17 protein-coding genes are annotated in these 19,883 nt (G+C 31.4%); 2 read left to right on the plus strand and 15 right to left on the minus strand.

The genetic code is table 11. The annotated features are described in order from the left end of the window. Positions 1 to 90: 90 nt before the first annotated feature. Positions 91 to 2,298: a glycosyltransferase family 4 protein gene (locus IM532_RS11290; RefSeq protein WP_194183554.1), complete on the plus strand. Its 2,208-nt coding sequence runs from the start codon at positions 91 to 93 to the stop codon at positions 2,296 to 2,298. 3 nt (positions 2,299 to 2,301) lie between these two features. Here the strand turns inward: IM532_RS11290 and IM532_RS11295 are convergent, their stop codons facing one another. The 8 genes from IM532_RS11295 to IM532_RS11330 all read right to left on the minus strand — a co-directional run bounded on the left by IM532_RS11295 (position 2,302) and on the right by IM532_RS11330 (position 9,251). Beyond that, the gene (locus tag IM532_RS11295; RefSeq protein ID WP_194183555.1) at positions 2,302 to 3,771 is read right to left on the minus strand and encodes a glycoside hydrolase family 130 protein; all 1,470 of its coding nucleotides are present in this window, start codon (positions 3,769 to 3,771) and stop codon (positions 2,302 to 2,304) included. A gap of 167 nt (positions 3,772 to 3,938) precedes the next feature. Then, entirely contained in the window at positions 3,939 to 4,349 is a 411-nt protein-coding gene (locus IM532_RS11300) for a hypothetical protein (protein ID WP_194183556.1), read from the minus strand. 175 nt (positions 4,350 to 4,524) lie between these two features. After that, on the minus strand, positions 4,525 to 4,908 hold the full coding sequence (locus IM532_RS11305; RefSeq protein WP_194183557.1) for a hypothetical protein: 384 nt from the start codon (positions 4,906 to 4,908) through the stop codon (positions 4,525 to 4,527). A 29-nt stretch (positions 4,909 to 4,937) separates the two neighbouring features. Further along, entirely contained in the window at positions 4,938 to 5,840 is a 903-nt protein-coding gene (locus tag IM532_RS11310; protein ID WP_194183558.1) for a tetratricopeptide repeat protein, read from the minus strand. Between the two features lie 105 nt (positions 5,841 to 5,945). Further along, positions 5,946 to 6,962 (minus strand): AMP-binding protein, encoded by a 1,017-nt coding sequence (locus IM532_RS11315; RefSeq protein ID WP_194183559.1) that lies wholly within the window; start codon positions 6,960 to 6,962, stop codon positions 5,946 to 5,948. 1 nt (position 6,963) lies between these two features. After that, positions 6,964 to 7,572 carry a DUF1684 domain-containing protein gene (locus IM532_RS11320; RefSeq protein ID WP_194183560.1) on the minus strand — a complete coding sequence of 203 codons (609 nt, stop codon included), beginning with the start codon at positions 7,570 to 7,572 and terminating at the stop codon, positions 6,964 to 6,966. Then, positions 7,572 to 8,609, minus strand: a complete 1,038-nt coding sequence (locus tag IM532_RS11325) for an o-succinylbenzoate synthase (RefSeq protein WP_194183561.1) — start codon at positions 8,607 to 8,609, stop codon at positions 7,572 to 7,574. Before IM532_RS11325 ends, IM532_RS11320 begins: the two co-directional genes overlap by 1 nt. A 66-nt stretch (positions 8,610 to 8,675) precedes the next feature. Further along, positions 8,676 to 9,251, minus strand: coding sequence for a GNAT family N-acetyltransferase (locus IM532_RS11330; protein ID WP_194183562.1), 576 nt, complete (start codon positions 9,249 to 9,251; stop codon positions 8,676 to 8,678). Positions 9,252 to 9,453: 202 nt separating this feature from the next. Here IM532_RS11330 and IM532_RS11335 point away from each other — a divergent pair, with 202 nt between their 5' ends. After that, on the plus strand, positions 9,454 to 11,859 hold the full coding sequence (locus tag IM532_RS11335; protein WP_194183563.1) for an outer membrane beta-barrel family protein: 2,406 nt from the start codon (positions 9,454 to 9,456) through the stop codon (positions 11,857 to 11,859). A 54-nt stretch (positions 11,860 to 11,913) separates the two neighbouring features. Here IM532_RS11335 and IM532_RS11340 read toward each other — a convergent pair whose 3' ends face one another. The 7 genes from IM532_RS11340 to IM532_RS11370 form a co-directional block, all read right to left on the minus strand. Next, a complete protein-coding gene (locus IM532_RS11340) occupies positions 11,914 to 12,573 on the minus strand; it encodes a YggS family pyridoxal phosphate-dependent enzyme (RefSeq protein WP_194183564.1) in 660 nt (219 codons plus the stop codon). A 4-nt stretch (positions 12,574 to 12,577) separates the two neighbouring features. Continuing rightward, on the minus strand, positions 12,578 to 13,825 hold the full coding sequence (locus IM532_RS11345) for a DUF1015 domain-containing protein (RefSeq protein ID WP_194183565.1): 1,248 nt from the start codon (positions 13,823 to 13,825) through the stop codon (positions 12,578 to 12,580). A gap of 22 nt (positions 13,826 to 13,847) precedes the next feature. Further along, on the minus strand, positions 13,848 to 14,798 hold the full coding sequence (locus IM532_RS11350; RefSeq protein WP_194183566.1) for a D-2-hydroxyacid dehydrogenase: 951 nt from the start codon (positions 14,796 to 14,798) through the stop codon (positions 13,848 to 13,850). A 75-nt stretch (positions 14,799 to 14,873) separates the two neighbouring features. Continuing rightward, positions 14,874 to 15,944: a 3-phosphoserine/phosphohydroxythreonine transaminase gene (gene serC, locus IM532_RS11355; protein WP_194183567.1), complete on the minus strand. Its 1,071-nt coding sequence runs from the start codon at positions 15,942 to 15,944 to the stop codon at positions 14,874 to 14,876. Positions 15,945 to 16,108: 164 nt separating this feature from the next. Beyond that, complete coding sequence (locus IM532_RS11360; protein WP_194183568.1) at positions 16,109 to 17,368, minus strand: aminotransferase class I/II-fold pyridoxal phosphate-dependent enzyme; 1,260 nt, start codon at positions 17,366 to 17,368, stop codon at positions 16,109 to 16,111. A 68-nt stretch (positions 17,369 to 17,436) separates the two neighbouring features. Then, on the minus strand, positions 17,437 to 18,477 hold the full coding sequence (locus IM532_RS11365) for a PLP-dependent cysteine synthase family protein (RefSeq protein ID WP_194183569.1): 1,041 nt from the start codon (positions 18,475 to 18,477) through the stop codon (positions 17,437 to 17,439). Positions 18,478 to 18,610: 133 nt separating this feature from the next. After that, entirely contained in the window at positions 18,611 to 19,762 is a 1,152-nt protein-coding gene (locus IM532_RS11370) for a GlmU family protein (protein ID WP_194183570.1), read from the minus strand. Between the last annotated feature and the right edge of the window lie 121 nt (positions 19,763 to 19,883).

Genomic DNA, 19,883 nt, shown 5'->3' on the forward strand with positions numbered 1-19,883 from the left:
TTGTAGTAGATTTTCATTAACTTAATACAATCTAATTATTTATAAATATCGTTACGAATTTTATTGTTAGAAAAAATTAATCAATTCCTTATGAAAATCGCCTACATTACTACTTATCCACCGAAACAATGTGGAATTGCGACTTATACGCATGATCTTATACTTGCTATTGCCGCTAATCCTGAAATACAGCAAGAGGTAATTGCCATTATTGAGGAACATGATCAATCTTTATATCCTGCCGAAGTTGTCTACAAAATCAGACGAAATGAGCTTGAAGATTACAATAAGGCAGCAGAATGGATCAATCAAAATGGATATGATTTTGTAGTAATTGAACATGAATATGGCATTTTTGGTGGGAATAGTGGAATGTATATTTTATCATTCGCAAAATCGATACACTGTGCGTTGGTTGTTAGTTTTCATACCATATTAGAGCGTCCGTCTAATGATGAAAATACTATCCTCATTGAATTATCTTCCATAGCTCAGCGAATTATTGTGATGAGTTCTCATGCAGAACATTTACTTCAGAAAGTTTATCAAATCAATTTAGACAAGGTTTTATGTATTCCGCATGGTGTCCCAGAATATGGTATAGCGCATGAAGAAGCAAAGGCTTCCATTAATTTGACGGATAGAAAAGTGATATTAACTTTTGGTTTTTTAGGCCGTAACAAAGGAATTGAACTTGTTATAAAATCGTTACCAGCTGTTGTGGAGCAACATCCTGATGTGTTGTATATTATTGCAGGTAAAACACATCCCAACGTTATTGCACATTCTGGTGAAGAATACCGCGAGTACCTTGAAGAGCTTGTAGATGCAAAAGAATTGCGAAATAATGTGAAATTTATCAATAACTATATGCCGATAAATGAATTAACAAATTTATTATCCGCTTGCGATGTCTACATTACTCCTTACGCTAACGAAGCGCAGATAACAAGTGGCACACTGAGCTATGCTATTGGTGCAGGTGCAGCAGTTATCTCGACACCGTATTGGCATGCAAAAGATTTATTGGCTGAAGATAGAGGAATACTGATTCCCTTTAGAGATAAAAAAGCGTTGAGCAATAACTTAAACAAACTTTTTGAAAATAGTGCTTTATTAAATTTTTACCGTAAAAATGCCAAAGCATATGGAGATAAAATTACATGGCCAAAAATAGGAATAGCGTATTTTAATCTTTTTAAACAGCTCAAAAACGAAAATCCTGATTCTATGGCTGACTCTGGTATCAAATTAATTAAAAATTTACCTGAGTTTAGTTTACAACACATTAACCGTTTAACAAATAATGTAGGTATTATACAACATGCTAAGTATGCTACACCTAATTATTTTGAGGGATATTGTTTAGATGATAATTCGCGCGCAGTTTTATTAGAATTAATGGCTTATCAAACATTTGATCTTGATATAAAAGATTTACATTTCTCAACGTATTTGGCTTATATTTTTTATGCGCAAAATGAAGATGGGAAATTTAAGAATTTTATGAATTTTCAAAATCAATTTATTGATAAATTGGGTTCTGAAGATGCATTTGGGCGCACTATTTGGTCACTGGGTTATTTTTTCCAGATGTCGCCTGTAATCAGTCACTACGAATTAGCACGTGAAATGTTTTTTAAAGCTAAACCTCATTTTGAGTCTTTAATTTCTAACCGTGCCATTGCTTATACCATAATGGGAATTTCTTATTATTTAAAAAATAACCAGAATGATGAGCAAATGACTGAAATATTGCGTGGTTTAGCTTTACAATTAGCGCATGAATTTGAGGCTCATCAAACAGAAGATTGGCAATGGTTTGAGAATATTATTACCTATGATAATGCATTTTTGCCTCTGGCTTTAATTCATTCTTCGAATTATTTAAATGATCCATATTTGTATAAAATCGGGGTAAAAACCTTTGAATTTTTAGATCAACTAGTATATAAAAATGAGTTTTTATCTCTGATAGGGAACAAAGGTTGGTACAAAAAAGGAATGGAGAAACCAAACCATGTAGGTCAACAACCTATAGATGCATCTTCTATGACATTATTGTACCATGAAATGTACATACAAACCCGTGAAGATATATATTATACAAAAATGATACATTCCTTTGAATGGTTTTTGGGTCGTAATGATTTGAAAATATCTATCTACGACCCTAACTCTAAAGGTTGTTGTGATGGACTAGAAGAATTTGGAATAAACCGTAACCAAGGTGCAGAAAGTACAATTTCTTTTTGGATAGCTTATCTTACGGTTTATAATGCTTCTACTACTAAGTGATAACTATTGATTGGTAAGGATTTCTTGTAACAATTCATCTAAGTTAACTACCGCATAGGTAGATGCATAATCTGACATGGCGTAAGGAATGATTAAATGGCCATTGTGTACAATAGAGCCACATGAATAGACCACATTTGGTACATAACCTTCCCTTTCTAACGCATTAGGGCGTATAAGAGGTTCGGTTAATTTTCCTATTGGTTTGGTTGGATCATTTAAATCTAATAAACTTGCGTTAATCACATATTCTCGCATTGGCCCTACAGAATGCGTAATAACTAACCATCCTTTATCCGTTTCTATCGGTGAGCCACAGTTCCCTAATTGTACAAATTCCCATGGTAATTGTGGTTCTCTTAATAGAATAACTTCATCTCTCCAAACATTGATTGAATCTGAAAAAGCGATGAAATTATTTTCTCCATCAACACGACAAAGCATAGCATATTTACCATTTATTTTTCGGGGAAACAAAGCAGCACCTTTATTGGCTATACTTCCGTGCAATGGCATGGTTTTAAACGATATAAAATCTTTGGTAATTAATAGTTTAGGTAATATACTGCGACCATCATATGCAGTATAAGTTGCGTAGTAAATTATCTCTCCATTATCTTCTACGAATCTTACAAATCTGGCATCTTCTATTCCATTTTTTTCTGTATCAGCTAAAGGAAAAATTACACGTTCTGAAATTAAAGTATCTAAAGAGAAACTAATGTCGTAATGAGATGAAGCAATCCAATACATTTGATTGAGCATTACAATTTCTTCTGGAGTAAGTCCATTATCACTTTTAATTTCCTCTATAAATCGTTTAATTTCTTCAAAAAGAAAAGTATCAGGTAATTTTTGATCAATAATTTTCTTGAATTTATCTGTAACTTCATGTAAATCGTTTAATTTTTTCATGAAGTTTTCCTTTTTATAACGGTGGCTTTTCATGTGGCGAGGTTTCTCTAGCTTATCCCCCACTTTTTCTAAATGTATATCAAAATTTTCATCTATAATACCATCTCTAAAAACTAATGATGACACATGCCCTTCTCCAGTAGCACGAAAACTAAGAATTACTCTTTTTTGTCCTCTATCTAAGTAGCTTTGGTCACAATCTTCTACAATCGATGGGTTGAAGAATGCGGCTGATTCTATGGAATATTCCATGGTAAAATATGCTCCAATTAGAAGTTTATCATGTAATTGAATTTTATTCCACTCGTATCCTAAATTTTCAATAATTGATCGGACATGATTGGCATTCTTTTCAAAAACGGTTACTATACTACGGTGCCTACCAGCATAATTACGTAAAATTCTGTTTAAGGTACTTTCTCTTTCCTTAGGAGATAGACGGAAAATTCGTGTTATTATCTTGCTACTTCGTTCTTCGCCTAAATTAAAAAAACGTGCCAATACACGTGTAAAATCAGGTTTAAAATAGATGTCTTTTCGAATTACTTTTACAGCCATAGTTTATTTTTAAGTTGGTTCCTTTAAATTACATAAAATATTGCTGTTGTTCTCATTAACATTCATTAAATAATGTTAAAGTTATTTTCTTAAAAATTCTGAATATAAAAAAAGCTACTCCAGTTTATGAAGTAGCTTTTTAATTTATATAAGCAGTAATTGTATAATTATTTTACTAAACTAGCAATAACGCCTAATGTTACGTCTGATACAGTTGTATTTTGTGCTTTATTAGTAGCTGTTTTTAACGTTGATAAGAATTCTCCGTATTTAGATTCACCAATTCCTGTTTTAATATCTGTTAAGGCTTTTGTTTTGTATCCTTCCAAAACAGATTGGTAACCACTTTTTGTAGTATCTACTTTGTTGTAGTTAGAAATATAATTAGTTAATGCTGATTTAACAATTGAAGTTTGAGAATTAGTTAAGTTTAAACCACCCAATAAACTAGAAATTTCAGAAATAGCTGATGTAATTTGAGCAACTTTAGTAATTGTTCCTACAGTACCAGTTGGTTGATTTGTTGTACAACTTGCAAATGCAACAACAACTCCTAATCCTAATAATATTTTTTTCATATTTAAATTTGCGCAAATGTAATGGTATAACTTAATCAGGAGCTTTTTTTAACAAAGTTTAAGATTATTTATTTATCATTATTTATCTAAAATTCAAATAAGCTCATGCGGTTATAAAAGGTGAATTTTGAGGTATAAAAAAAGTGCCTAATGGCACCTATAATTTTATATTCTACTAAAAACTCTTGATAATCCAATATTCACGTGATATACCTACATCATTTCTATTGATTGCTAACTCATCACAAAAGTCTAAAAATAATTCGTCCATTGTTTTATCGATTTTTGGTGTAGATCCTAATGCTTGTGAAATTGAATCTATTACAGTCTCTTCTGTATGAATTTTACTATCAAATACTTCAAAATTTTGATCTACATAGCCAATGAATGAACTTGGTACGAATATGTTGATATCTTCTGATTGTATGACTAAAAATACTTGAGACGTTTTAATTAATTGTAATCCAATTTCTTTTTCATTATCCGTTCCTAATTCTAAACCCTCTAAAAATACCTCAACATTATCTAAAATTTCTTCCTTATCTGATACTTTGTTCATCGCTCTAATTTTTGCAAATGTATAAAAACCTATAAATCCTCTTTCATTAATTGCTCAACTTCTCGGTATTCATCATAAGATTTAACAAAATCATTTTCAAAATCTATAGAATCAATCAACATAATTACCTGATTTTCTTCTATTTTTAAATAGTTTAAAATCGTATTAACATTATAATCATTAAAAGAATTAAAAGTAGGATACACCGTAATGTTTTTTAGTATAAGCCCATTGATAAAACAACCTATTGTATCGTAATTAATTCCTAACTCAATATATTTTTTGAAGTAATTAATTAAGTTGGTTTTCAATTGTAGATTATAATTAAAACTTTTTAATTTAAAATTTTTAAGCAATAATTTATTAGGCGTTTTCTCTACTATTCCTTCTGTAATGTTAAGATTCTGATTTAAGAGATTAATGATAAATTTATTATCTGAGAGCTGATAAAGTATATTGATGTATTTTTTGGCTTCTTCGAAATGAAAAAGTTCCATATTCACTAATGTTAAGAGTAAATTTACTCTTTTATTCTGTGGATAAATGGCAATGATTTCTTCTAAATAATTTAAAGCTTCTTCAAATTTTAATTTATAAATATAATATTCCGCCAGATATATATTACAAGCATACAGAAACATATCATTTTCCTTAGCTTGGTGTAGATATAAAATAGATTCTTCGTTGTAATTTAGATTTCGTTGCACAATTGCTTTTAGGAACAGAGCTTTACTAAATGTAGGTGCTTCTGCAATAACTTCGTCAATTTTTTTGTGGGCTGCATGTAATTGATCAATAGGATGATTTCTGAAAGTGAAATTCTTCCAAATTGGAAATGCTTGTTTTTTCTTCTGGTCGTCCAGCATCATAAAAAAAGCATCATTAAATTTTTGATTAATATCCGTCCAGACCATAATCGTCTTATTTTTCATAAACGTTGTTAATGTAGAAAATTAACAACACATTATTGTAAATTTTATGCAATAGATTTTAATTACTTTATAAAAATATAGAGATTCATAATGAATCTCTATATTTTAAAAACTTATTTTATTACGTTGTATTTTTCCACTCTCTGTACGAGGAAATTTATCATAAAATATAATTTCTTTGGGTATTTGATATTTTGATAATCCGACAGTTGTAAGGTCAATTGTATGATGAGGTCCTTCGATAACTAATACCAATTTATTTCCTAAAACCTCATCTGGTTTTGAAGAAATAAAAAAATCTGCATTGATAAATGGTTTTAAAATATTCTCTATCTGTTCAGGAAATAATTTTATTCCACCAGAATTAATCACATTATCTGCTCGACCTAACCAAATAAAATTTCTATCATCGATTAACTTTACAATATCGTTTGTAGTAACTACAAGTCCATCATATGGCGTTTGGATAACTAAACAATCTCTATCATCTTGAGAGATTCTAACTTCGTCAAAAGCCTCAAAATACGGATTGACTTGTTTATATTTTTGATTTTTGACTTGTTTAAAAGCTATATGCGTAATGGTTTCTGTCATTGCATACGTCTCATAAACTTCATTGTTTAATCCGTATAATTCTTTTTTTACCTTTTCCGATAAAGGCGCACCACCAATTATTAATTTCTCGCAATGCGAAACAAATTCTATTGATTTTTCTACTTGCATAGGTGTAAGTGCAGCAAATGCAATGGATTTAAATTTAGGTTCAAAATCCTTCCAATCTAAATGAGCTACAGGATTAATACAAATTAATTTCAAACCAATCTCAATCGCTCTTATCAACATCAATTTACCCGCAATGTATGTTACTGGCATGGCTAGTAAGGCTGTATCACCTTTTGATAAACGTAAATATTTACACGTCATACGTGCACTTTTACGCATGTTTTCTTTGGTTAATTGTATAGGTTTTGGTGTTCCTGTAGATCCTGAAGTTTGGGCCGTCATGTACTCAGAGTCATTATACCAATTGCTTAAAAAATCTTTTATTGATTGCTCAAAATCATTTTTAGGCAAAATAGAATCTAATGAAAAAGAAGGCTGTGAAAAATCTAATACAATCATATTATTTTTGATAGGTTACGCCAGCGTTAATCTCAATATCCAACGAGTTATTTCCTGGAGGGATAGGACAATTATAACGTTTGCTATAGGCACAGTAAGGGTTATAAGCTTGGTTAAAGTCAATAATTACCTTTCCGTTGTTGTTTATAATATCTTTAATAGATAAATCTATATAACGTCCACCACCATAAGTTGTATTTCCGTTTGTATCATCTGTAAATGGTAAAAATAGATGATCTAGATATTCTTCCACTACTGGACTAGATTGGTACAACGTAAGCACCTGTTCTTTTCCATCTATAAAGAATCTAGCCAGACCATATTTTTTATAATATTTAGTTTTCCCAGCTGAAGTAGGAAATGGAATAACATTACCATCGTCTATAGGAGTAAATTCGGCTTCTACTTTATATTTCTCATCAATTGGGAAAAAAGTAATTCCTTTAAAAATTGATTTTTCTTCTTCATTTAAAGGAGATGTTTTTGGATTCGAATAAAATTCGACCAATTCACTTTGATATTTCTCAATCGGTGATAATTGATTTACTGTTTTTGTAGCACAACTTGTAAACAACAAAAGTAAAGCTGTTATAAATATTAAATTTTTCATTAAATTTTATTTCTGAATAAATGCTCTCCTCTAACTTCTAAACGAGTAGGGAAATTATTTGTAAAAAGTCCACCCGTTCCTAAACCTTGAGGCATCTCCGGGTATAATATTGCAGTCCATTGTGCAATTGCATTCAATCCTATATTACTTTCTAAAGCTGAAGTTACCCAAAAATCAATTCCATTCATATCACAAGCCTCTATCCACTCTAAAGAACCTCTAATCCCTCCTATCAAACTCGGTTTTAGGATTACATATTGAGGTTTTATTTTTGCAATTAAATCTAATTTATCTTGTTTATCAAAAACTCCAATTAATTCTTCGTCTAAAGCAATAGGCGTTGGTGTAGAAGCACATAATTCAGCCATTTGATTAATATTTCCAGCTTTTATAGGCTGTTCTATAGAATGAATTTTTAATTCTGCTAATTGTTGTAATACTTGTTTAGCTTCTTCAAATGAAAATCCACCATTTGCATCAACACGTAATTCTAATTGCTCAGCAGAAAATTCTTCTCTTAATTGTTTTAAGATTTCATATTCAGATTCCCAATTAGATCCGATCTTAATTTTTATACAATGAAAACCTTGCGCTAATTTTTCTTGAATTTGTTCACGCATAAATTCAACATCACCCATCCAAATTAGTCCATTAATTTTCATTCCTTTTTCACCACCTTTAAAGGCAGATTCGAATAAATCAGGATTATAAGGATCATTATATTCGTCCTTGTATCTATTGTAACTTAATGCTTGGAAAGCTTGTTCTATTCCGAATTGAATTGATGGCCACTCGCGTAATTGATTCCAAAGTTCTTGTACACCAAGTTCGATATGATCACAAACCCATTGTAACTTTTCTTCGTATCCCGCACGATCATCTGCGCTTAAACCTTGAAATAAACCGCACTCACCAATGTATTCTGTTCCATCATCTTCAATTTTCAATAAATACGTTAATTTTTCTGTCAAAACACCTCTTGATGTTCCTCCAGGTCGTTTAAATTTTAAAACGTAAGGTTCAAATTTTGCTTTCATACTTCAAATTTACAATGCTTTAATTAAAATTTTAAAGAATATAAGATATAATTTCTGTCTAAAATATTAAGGCTTAATTTTAGCTTCCAATTCCTTCTTATAAAGGGATTTCCATTCATTACTCAACATACTAAATACTATAGTATCTCTTTTATGCCCATCTGGTAAATAAATATTTTTTCGTAAGATTCCTTCTTGTTGAAAACCTATTTTTTTCATTGCTGCAATGCTTCTTATATTTCTATTATCAGCATTTAGTTCAACTCTTTCAATATCTAATTCCTCAAAAGCTAAATTTAAAATCAAATATTTACAATGCAAATTAATTCCGGTTCCTTGCACAAGTGGCGCATACCACGTAAACCCTATTTTTGTAGATTTGTTCGTGGAATCAAATGCATATAATCTGGTCATCCCTACATATTCTTGTATACTCGTATCAAAAACAACAAATGCACGTTGCGTAGTTTGTTTCGTTAAACGAAGTGCTTGGTTGAAATATTTTTTAAAATCTGCTTCAGTTTTAATTCGTATTGTAGAGTAAGTCCAAAGGTTTTCGTCTAAAACATATTTCTTTAATGGTTCGTAATGATGTTCTTGAATAATCTCTAAACGAATACGTTGAGTAGAAAGTGTCTCCATAATTATTATAATACACTATTATGTGGGTTCGAGGTAATAAATTTATAGAATATATCTGTGAACAAAAATTAAAAATCTATCTAAAACATATGAAGTATTTCTACTGTTTTATGATTTGATTTAAATTATTTTTAAAATATCTACTTAAATCGATGTAACTTTTTAAATTAATATACGTCTTATTAGTAAATAACACTAAAAGATGAAAAAATACATATTTCCTATATTTACTTTATTCGCTATCCATTCCTATAGTCAACAAGAAGTAAAAGGTATTATTCTCCAACAAGATCAATCTCCCGCGCCTTATGTAGATGTTATTCTCTTAACTGATAATAAAATTATAGATGAAGTTTCTACAGATGAAAATGGGATTTTTAAAACTTTTCTTGAAAATGGAAATTATATCTTACGAATTGAGGAAAGTGGTATTGCATTACACACTCAATCAATTTTAATAGCAGGTGATAAGGAAATTGGTGTGATTGTACTTCCTAACCAAGAAAACATTACTCTGAAAGAAACTGTTGTTACTGGTCAGAAAAAACTCATTGAAAAAAAGGTAGATCGATTAATATTTAATCCTGATTTGGCTGAAGGCGCTAAGGGTGGAAATGCGTTAGATGCACTACGTCTTGCTCCTCGTATTAAAGTAGATGAAAGCACGGATGCAGTTTCAATTATTGGGAAAGGAAGTGTTACTGTAATGATTAATGATCGGTTAATGCAAATGGATCAGACGCAATTAGCTAACTATCTAAAAACCATTCGCACTGAAGATATCGAGAAAATAGAGATTATAACAAATCCGCCTGCAAAATACGATGCATCAGGAAACAGTGGTGTGATAAATATTGTAACTAAAACTGCAAAAGATGAGAGTATTAATGGAAGTTTATCCACTTCATATTCGAGAGCATTGGCAGATAGCTTTAATCATAATGCGAATTTAAATTTTAGAAAAGACAAATGGACATTTACTTCTCGTTTATATAATGGGAATGGCGAATGGAAAAACCACAACCGATCAGAAATTATCTATCCCACAACTTACTGGGAATCAAAAGTAAATAATCAAAACAAAAATAAATATTTAGGCGGTGGAATTGGTATCGATTATCAACTGAATAAAAAATTAATCACAGGATTTAATCTTGATCTATCGAACGGTAAAGGCACAAACGAATCGTCGTATAGAACCAATATTTTTAATCAACCAGATAAAAATTTAGACAGATACATTTTTAATGATAATAAAGGTACAAGCTGGGATTGGAGTTACGTAGGATTTAATTATCATATAATTCAAAAATTTAATGAAGAAGGCAAAAAGCTAACTTTTGATTTTGATTATTCTAATAATTCAAATCTTTCCCATAATATGGTAAATTCTAATGAATTTAACGCCGATAATATTCCTATAAACAACAAGGACCAAGGCAATGAAACCATTACAGACTTAGAAGCTAATCGGTATAATGTAAGTATTGATATGGAACATCCTATTAATTCTTGGAAGATGAATTATGGGACGCGTTTACGTTTTGGTAATGATACGGCAAATAATAATCGTTTATTTAGATTAGGTAATACTCCTTTCATAGAAGACCCTAGCTACAAATATGCGATTACTTACCAGGAAAACATATATGCATTATATTATTCGATCGAAAAACAATTTAACGATAAATGGACTGCTAAATTAGGTTTGCGATATGAGCATGCGGATGTAAATGGTAAATCTAACGAACAAAATATTGATTTTAAAAAAACATATGACGGTCTTTTCCCAACGGCATATCTTATGTATGAACCGGCAGAAAATCATTCATTAAGTTTAAATTACAGCAGACGTGTAGATCGCCCGATGTTATGGAGTCTAAATCCAATGCTGATTAAAATTAACGATTACACCTATTCACAGGGAAATTTAGATTTAGTCCCGTCCTACTCACAAAACTTAGAATTTGAGTATGCGTATAAAGACCTAAGCGTTACAAGTATTTATTACAGACATACAAGTGATTTAACTACAAATATCTCGTTCAGTGATGCTGATACTCAAATTACTATTGATAAACTTTATAATTTTGGTAAAACCTACAGTATCGGAGTAAGTGAAAATATTAATATAAAACCTTTAAAATGGTGGAAAATTAATGCGAGTGCTGATGTTTATTACATAAAAACTACTGGTACAATTCCGGAAAGAAACTATGTATTAGATGGGATAAATGGTGAATTCCAATTGACAAACAATCTAGAATTAAACAAGAAAAAAACGTTATTTGCCAATTACTCCTTTTCATATCAAACATCAGGAAGTGATCAAGATATGGATTCTTATGACGATTTTATGCGACATAATTTAGGATTTAGAGCCTTATTATTCAATAAAAAATTACAATTATCTCTCAATATTAATAACCTATTCGAGAATAGAAATGTAACCTATTCTTCTTATACAAATAATATATATTCTTCCTTTACGAGCGAAGCATTCAGAACTTATCGTATTGGATTAACGTATAATTTCGGAAAACAATTTAATATTGAGCGTTCAAAATCCAACCAAGAACAAAGTGGTGGTTCGGGTGGAAAAGGATAAAAAAAAATCCTGAAGCAATGCTTCAGGATTTTTTTTTATTATATATTAAACAATTTATATGTTATAATTACGGTGTCCAAAAATAGAACTTCCGATACGTACCATAGTACTACCTTCCTCTATTGCCATCTGGTAATCTCCGCTCATTCCCATCGAAATAATCTGTAAATCTTGATGATGAGGTTGATGTAGATTAAATAATTGTTTTAAAGATTTAAATTCTTCTCGTACCTGATTTTCATCATCTGTAAAAGTTGCCATCCCCATTAATCCAACCACTTTTACATTGTGTAATTGTTGAATTTCAGTTGACAAAATAGCGTCTAATTCTTTTGCATCTAATCCAAATTTAGTTTCCTCATCAGCAATAAAAATCTGTAGTAAAACATTGATTACTCGGCTATTTTTCTCTGCTTGTTTATTGATTTCTTTTAGTAATTTTAAACTATCCACCCCGTGAATTAAATGTACAAATGGTGCCATATATTTCACTTTATTGGTTTGGACATGCCCAATCATGTGCCAACGAATGTCTTTAGGTAAAGCTTCGTATTTATCACACATTTCTTGGATTTTATTTTCACCAAAATCACGAATGCCAGCGTCGTAAGCTTCTTGCAAATCAGCTACAGGTTTAGTTTTAGATACTGCAACCAATGTTACAGTAGAGGGAATTGTTTTTTGTATATAATTTAAATTTTCTCTAATACTCATCATTCTAATCTTTCAAGTCAAATACTGCAAATCCACTTAATGGTTTGGGCTCAATGTATGTGGATTTTGGAGGCATCTTTAAACCTAAATCTGAAATCAATTGCAAATCTGCTACACTTACAGGATAAAATGCAAATCCTGCAACATATTCTCCAGTATCTACTTTTGCTTTCAAAGTTTCTATTCCTTTTAAATCTTTTGTACCATGTACAAATCCTATTCTTTTATCATTTCGTGTATCATGAATATTAAGAATTGGTTTTAGTAAATGTTGTTCAAATATATAGGTATCTAATTCTTTTAACCCTTTTACTTCATTATCCAATGATTTTGTATAAAGACTATAAAATTCGTTATCAATATACATTAAAATATGATGCTTTTTTGTAGGTAAAAATTGTTCGTTACCTTTTGGAATCACTTCAAAATATTCTTCAATTTTCTGAATAAAATCTTCTTTAGATAAACCATTTAAATCTTTTACGACACGATTATAGTCATTTATTATTAACTCATCGTGCGATACCAACATTGCTAAGGTATAGTTAAACGTTTCGTCTCCATACACTTTTTCTCCACTATCTGCTGCAGCTTGTGCAGTATATTGAGAGGAAGATTCCATACGATGATGGCCGTCTGCAATATATATTTCCTCTAATTTTTCAATAGAATCCTTAAACTGTTTTAAATTTAGACGGTTATCAATTCGCCAAAGGGAATGCTCTACATTATCCGTATCAACTAATGTTAATGTAGGTTTACGTTTCATTTCAGCTTCTAATAACAAATCTACTCTTTGCGCAGGCTTATGCGTTAAAAGAACTGGCTCTGCATGAAATTGTGCACCTTTCAAATAATTTGCAAATAATTCAACACGACGATCAATTGTTTCTTCGTGTTTTTTAATTGTATTTGCATTATAATCATTGATATTCACTAAACCTAGTAACCCTTTAGTTTTTCGACCATTGGGCTGTACGACTTGATAAATATAAAATGATGATTTATCTTGTACCAAAACCTTTTGATCAATATAGTCCTCTAAATTATTTCTTACTTTAGAAAAACGAACCGAAATATCTTCAATGGATTGATCCCAAGTAGGCTCAATAACATGTAAAAATGAATGATTTCTAGTCTTAATATTTTCTTGTAATTCTTCCACAGAATAACGATCTATTGATTTAGTAACAAAATCTTGAACAGTTTCTTCCGTTGGGCGTATCCCTTTAAAAGGTCTAAATTGTGGCATTGGTTGATTTAAAATTTATGAACTATACTCCGTAAAAATCTGCTATTTGCGCAGCCAATTCAGTACCAATTCTGCTTTGTGCTTCCTCAGTTGAACCAGCAATATGTGGAGACAAAGATAAACTTTCGTTCATTAATAATCCCATTTCTGGTTGTGGTTCTTTTTCAAACACATCTAAACCAGCTCCTAAAACCTTACCAGTTTCAATTGCATCTGCTAATGCTTTTTCGTCAATTACTCCTCCACGAGCAGTATTAACAATTACAACACCGTCTTTCATTTTTGCTAATTCCTTCTCTCCGATGATGTACCCATCTTGTGCAGGAACGTGTAATGTAATGAAATCTGCTTTTGTAATTACTTCTTCAAAATCTGTTGAAACTACTGTGAAAGTTAATTTTTGACCATCAAAGAAATCCAGTTCAATTTCGCGTGTTGCTGGGAATTTATCGTATACGATCACATTCATTCCTAATCCAATTGCGATTTTAATCACTTCTACTCCAATACGTCCAAAACCTACAACACCCATTGTTTTACCACGTAGTTCATACGCTTTTGCATATGCTTTCTTTAATCCATTAAAGTTTGTATCACCTTCTAATGGCATATTACGGTTAGAGTTGTGTAAGTTTCTAACAATTGAGAAAATATGCGCATAAACAAATTCTGCTACTGATTGTGACGATGATGCTGGTGTATTGATAACCTGAATACCTTTTTCGCGTGCATAAGTAACATCAATGTTATCCATTCCTACTCCACCACGCCCAATCATTTTTAAATGAGTTGCATCAATTAAATCTTGACGAACTTTTGTTGCTGAACGTACTAATAAAACTTCCACACCTTTCTCATTGATGTAGTTAGCTAATTGTTCTTGTGCAACATGTGTTGTAATTACTTCGAAACCTTTTGCTTCTAATGCTTCTTGTCCTGCTTTAGAGATTCCGTCGTTTGCTAATATTTTCATTATTTTTTTTGTAAAATGTAAGTTGTAAAAAGTATTAAGTATTACAGATAAAAATTGTACTTAATACATATAAATTTATCCGAATTTTTGTTCAAATTGTTTCATTACTTCAACTAAAACCTGAACAGATTCTAAAGGTAGTGCATTATACATTGATGCACGGTAACCACCAACATCTCGGTGACCAGCTAAAGAAACAACACCAGCTTCTTTTAATAAAGCATCAAACTCTGCTTTTAACTCTTCCTTATTCAATACGAAAGTCGCATTCATTTGTGAGCGATCTTCTACGTTAGCTGTACCTGTGAATAATCCATTACGATCTATCTCAGCATACATAGTTTCAGCTTTTGCTGTATTTATTTTAGCAATAGCCTCTACTCCACCTTGCTCTTTTAGCCATTTTAAGTTTTCCATTACACCATAAACTGCTATTACAGGCCATGTATTAAATGATGATTCCTTGGCAATATGTGTTGCATAATTTAAGTAATCTGGAATATTACGACCTGTTTTTCCTAATAAATCTTTTTGAACAATTGCAACTGCTGAACCTGCTGGTCCCATATTTTTTTGTGCACCTGCATAGATTACTCCAAATTGAGACACATCTACATGTTTAGATAAAATATCCGAAGACATGTCACACACTAACGGTACATTTGCTGTAGGGAATTCCTTCATTTGTGTACCAAAAATCGTGTTATTAGAAGTACAGTGAAAATAATCTACATCAGTAGGGATTTCGTATCCTTTTGGCACATGATTATAATTATCTGCTTTAGATGAAGCCACAACTTCTATATCTCCAAAACGTTTTGCTTCTTTGATTGCATTAGCTGCCCATTTACCTGAATCTAAATATGCTGCTTTACCTCCTTCTTTTAATAAATTATATGCTACAGTTGGAAATTGTAATGAAGCTCCACCTTGCATAAAAAGAACATCATGAGAATCAGGAACATTCATTAATTCCTTTACTAAAGCTCTTGCTGTATCTATCACTTCTACAGCATCTTTACGACGGTGCGAAATTTCTAAGATTGAAGTTCCTGAGTTGTTAAAATTTAAGCATGCTTCAGCCATTTTCTCAAAAACGACTTGTGGTAAAATACATGGTCCGGCACTAAAATTATGCACTTTCATAAAATTGATTGTTTGTTGTGTATGTGTTTATATGATATTAACAAATATAAGAAATGAAGTGACGAAAATCTTTCAATTATTTATTAATTTTTCAACAATATTGCTAACAAAAAAAGCCTTAAACAATAATATGTTTAAGGCTTTATCTATTTTATTGTTAGATATTAATATTGAACGAAATCAACATTTAATTCTTCTGCTTTTCTTTTGTAATAACCATCAGCTAATTTATCTTTAATTTCAGCAAATGAATTTAAAGTATACTCGATGTGCTCATCTTCGTGTGCAGCTGTTGGAATAATACGGAAGATAATCATTCCTTTTGGAATTACTGGATATACAACTACTGATACGAAAATTCCGTATTCCTCACGCATTTCTTTAGCCAATACTGTAGCTTCGATTGGAGAACCTTGTAAGACAATCGGTGTAACACATGTATCTGAACCACCGATATCAAATCCGCGTTCTTTTAATCCAGTTTGGATTTTTTCAACATTATACCATAATTTGTCTTTTAATTCTGGTGAATTTCTCAATAATTCTAAACGCTTTAACCCACCAATAACCATTGGCATTGTTAACGATTTTGCGAAAATCTGAGAACGTAAGTTGTATTTTAAGATACGGATAATATCTTTATTTCCAGCGATAAATGCACCAAAACCAGCCATAGATTTTGCAAAAGTAGAAAAGTAAATATCAATTTTATCTTGACATCCTTGCTCTTCTCCAGCTCCAGCTCCAGTTTTACCTAGAGTACCAAAACCATGTGCATCATCTACTAATAATCTGAATTTGTACTCATCTTTGTAAGCAGCGATTTCTTTCAAAATCCCTTGTTTACCTGTCATACCGAAAACTCCTTCAGTAATAACTAAGATTCCTCCACCTGTTTTATCAGCTAAAGTACGTGCACGTTTGATTGTTTTTTCAAAACTTTCGATATTATTGTGTTGATAAATAAAACGCTTACCGAAGTGTAAACGAACTCCATCAACAATACAAGCGTGACATTCTGCATCATAAACGATTACATCATTTTTAGACACTAATGCATCAATTGTAGATACCATACCTTGGTATCCAAAATTCATTAAATATGAAGATTCTTTTTGTACAAAATCTGCTAATTCTTGCTCTAATTGTGCGTGGAAATCAGTTTGTCCTGACATTGCACGAGCTCCCATTGGGTAAGCCATTCCGTACTCTGCTGCTGCATCAGCATCAGCCTTACGTACTTCTGGGTGATTTGCTAGACCTAAATAGTTATTGATAGACCAAGTAATAACTTTTTTTCCTTGAAATTCCATTACTGGACCAATTTCTCCCTTTAATTGTGGAAAAACATAATAACCTTCACCGTAATCAGCAAATTGTCCTAATGGACCAGGATTTTGTTTTAATCTTTCAAAAATATCCATTGTAAATATCTTGTATTTTAAGTTAAAAAAGTAGAACCTAAATGAGTATTTAGATTCTACTTATTATTTTATTTATTAATATATTCTACAGTTGCTCTAGACTCTAAACCGTTTAATTTACTGTTTGTAAATCCTTGTTCAGCCATCCACTCATCACTAAAAACTTTTGTAATGTATCGAGAACCATGGTCTGGAAACAATACAGCTACGATCGAATTTTCATCAAACTCACCTGTTGCCGCTAATTGTTTTAGGGCTTGTGTTGCTGCTCCAGAAGTATAACCTACCATCATTCCTTCCTTTAGAGCAATTTCTCTTGTTGTATATGCTGCTTCCTCGTCTGTAACTTTTACAAATTTATCTACAACAGAAAAATCCAATGCACCAGGGATCAAATTTTTACCCATTCCTTCTATACGATAAGGATGGATTTCATTTGGATCTAATTCTCCTGTTTCATGGTATTTTTTTAAAACTGAGCCGAATGCATCAACAGCAATTACTTTAACGTTTGGATTTTGTTCTTTAATAAAGCGTCCACTTCCAGTTAGAGTACCACCTGTACCAGTACAACCAATAAGGTGTGTAATTTTACCTTCTGTCTGCGCCCAAATTTCAGGTCCAGTTGTTAAGTAATGAGCCTCAGTATTTCCAAGATTAAAATACTGATTAATATAAATTGAATTTGGTGTTTCTGCAGCAATTCGTTTTGCTACTTCATAATATGATCTTGGATCATCTGCAGGTACATTTGCAGGACAAATAAATACTTTTGCACCTAGCGCTTTTAAATAAGCGATTTTCTCTGCCTTCGTTTTATCTGACACTGCTAAGATACACTTGTATCCTTTAACAATACTAACCATAGCCACTGCAAACCCAGTATTCCCAGATGTAGTTTCTACAATTGTAGCTCCAGGAGATAATAAACCTTTTTTCTCAGCCTCTTCTATGATATGTAATGCTATCCTATCTTTGGTTGAATGTCCGGGATTATAACACTCTAACTTGGCATACACCTCGCCTGGAATGTCTTGGTTAATTCTGTTTAAACGCACAAGTGGAGTGTTTCCAACAAGTTCTAAAACGTTGTTATACTTACCAGTCATTTCACTAATATTCTTTTCTTACAAATGGCAAATTTAAGAATTTTTTAGCCAATCTCTAAAAGATTAACTACAATATTTAATTATTTCTAATTTAAAAGTATTATTCTTAGCTATCTGTCAAATGAATTTATAGTTAATTATTTAAGTTAAAAATATATTTAAATATTTTTTCATCTTCTTCTGTAAAAGGAACATTTCTACGTTCCATCATCTTCTCAGCTGCCTCGTAGGCACGATCTAAGGAAAATATTGGTGCATCGCTAGGACCACCCCAACTAAAATGTTTTACGATATTGGGCGGAAAACCTGCATGGAATAGATTTGCGCTCACTCCAATAACTGTTCCAGTATTAAATTGGGTGTTGATTGCAGCTTTGGAATAGTCACCCATCACTAAACCACAAAATTGTAAACCTGTTTTGATAAATCTATTGGCTGGATAATTCCAAACTTTCACTTCAGAATAGTTATTCTTTAAGTTAGAGTTATTCGTATCTGCTCCTAAATTACACCATTCTCCTATAACTGCATTTCCTAAAAAGCCATCGTGTCCTTTATTTGAATATGCCATTAAAATAGCATTGTTCACTTCACCACCTACTTTACAATAAGGTCCAATTGTACAACCAGGATAAACTTTCGTTCCCATGTTAATTTTACCATGTTCACATAAAGCTAGACTACCTCTTATCATAGACCCTTCCATAATTTCTGCATCTTTGCCTATATATATAGGGCCTTCTGAAGCATTTAATATAGTAAATTCCACTTTAGCTCCTTCTTCAATAAAGATTCTTTCAGGATTTAAAACGCGATTTGTATCAGATATAGGTTGAGAAATACGATTTGCAGTAACTAAATCATAATCAAAGTTGATTGCATGAAAGTTATGCGTAAATATGTCCCAAGGATATTTAATTTGAATTAAATCTTCAGAAAAAACAATAGTTTCTAGCGAGTTTATTTTATCAAAAGTAGAAGTATTAGCTGCAATTATTTGATTGTTATAAATAATTGATTGATCTAATGCTAAATTTTGAATTGCTTCTACTAATGAATTAGATGGAAAAAAAGCAGGGTTTATAAAAATATTCTCTGTTTCTAAATGCATCTTAAACTTACCACTTAAGTATTCTTGAGTCTGGTAAGAAATTGTACCTCCTAGAAGTTTCCCCCAACGTTCTGCAAAAGATAAAATCCCCATTCTTAACTCTGCTACAGGTTTTGTAAAAGTTAATGGCAATAAATGATCTCTTTGCTCACCGTCAAATAAAATAATATTCATTTGCTTTTTTATTATCGTGCAAATTTAGAAATTTATATCAATATTATAGGATATAAATACAATCATAATAACCTCTAATCTGATATATTTCATCAAACATTTAAATTAGTGGATATTTTTT

Origin of the sequence: Faecalibacter rhinopitheci, assembly GCF_015234135.1 — a bacterium.
In the GTDB taxonomy this organism is placed as follows: Bacteria; Bacteroidota; Bacteroidia; order Flavobacteriales; family Weeksellaceae; genus Empedobacter; species Empedobacter rhinopitheci.